This window comes from Microlunatus ginsengisoli, assembly GCF_039537205.1.
Taxonomy (GTDB): Bacteria; Actinomycetota; Actinomycetes; order Propionibacteriales; family Propionibacteriaceae; genus Microlunatus; species Microlunatus ginsengisoli.
The window spans coordinates 1-1,118 of record NZ_BAABAB010000066.1; the positions used below are offsets into that span (position 1 = coordinate 1).

Sequence of the window (1,118 nt, forward strand, 5' to 3'; positions counted from 1 at the left end):
AAGCCGAGGGTTTTGCGGGGTCGGGTGTTGAGGAGGCGCTGCATCTCGGCGATGTCGTTGTCGGTGACGTCGGCGAAGTTGGTGCCTTTGGGGTAGAAGTCGCGGATCAGTCCGTTGAGGTTCTCGTTCGATCCTCGCTGCCAGGGGCTGTGCGGGTCGCAGAAGAACACCGGACAGTTCGTGGCGATCGTGAACCGGCGGTGCTGCGCCATCTCCGAGCCCTGGTCCCAGGTCAAGCTCCGCACCAGTTCGGCGGGCAGGGTCTGGATCATGGTGGCGAGTTGGTCGGCGACCAGCGGTGCGGTCCGCAGCGTCGGGAGTCGTGAGATCAGCGCGAACCGGGTGGTCCGTTCGACCAGGGTGATCAATGCCGACCGGCCGTACGGGCCGACGACCAGATCACCTTCCCAGTGACCAGGGACGGCCCGGTCCGCGGCCTCGGCGGCTCGTTGGCTGATGTGGGCGCCGGCCAACCATGGCTTGTTCGACGCGGCCGGCAGTTTCGACCGGGGTATGCGGCTGGTCCGGCCGGACCGGATCGCTTTCTCCAGCCGCAATTCGTCGCGGAGCGCGCCGCGGCCCTGCACATACAAGGCCTGGTAGATCGTCTCGTGGCTCACCCGCAGATCTTCCCGGCCGGGATGGTCGATCCGGAGCCGGGCCGCGATCTGTTGCGGTGAGTGACGCTGGTTCAACCCGGCCACCACCACCGACCGCAGTCTTGTACCGTCGGCGAGTTTGCCGGGCCGGCGCCGCGACGCCAACGACTCCGCCCGAGACTGGGACCAGCCTGGGTCGTAGTGACCGCGACGCGTCCCCCGGGCCACCTCACGCGACACCGTCGACGGCGCCACCCCTAACTCCGCGGCGATCCTGCGCAACGAGACCCGATCAGTCAGCCGGCACCGGATCACGATCCGCTGCGCCAGCCCCAACCGATACGACCCCGACGTCGACGGCGGCGGCCATGGCCTGGCCAAACCACCCCTAGGCCTCTGCAGATGCATACCGGCCAGGCTCGCCCACCAGCCGACCGCGACATCCGAAACACCCGTCCGACGCGCCGCCTCCCGCGCCGACACCCCATCCGCGAGCAACCGCAACGCCTCCACCCGCAC

Annotated in this window: 1 protein-coding gene and 1 pseudogene; both read right to left on the minus strand. The window is 68.8% G+C overall.

Annotated elements, in window-relative coordinates; genetic code table 11:
* Window positions 1-854, minus strand: an 854-nt coding sequence (locus ABD747_RS26615; protein ID WP_344810189.1) for an IS30 family transposase, incomplete at its 3' end; no start/stop codon positions are given.
* An 18-nt stretch (window positions 855-872) separates the two neighbouring features.
* A pseudogene (locus ABD747_RS26875) lies at window positions 873-1,007 on the minus strand (hypothetical protein); the annotation flags it as partial.
* Window positions 1,008-1,118 lie beyond the last annotated feature (111 nt).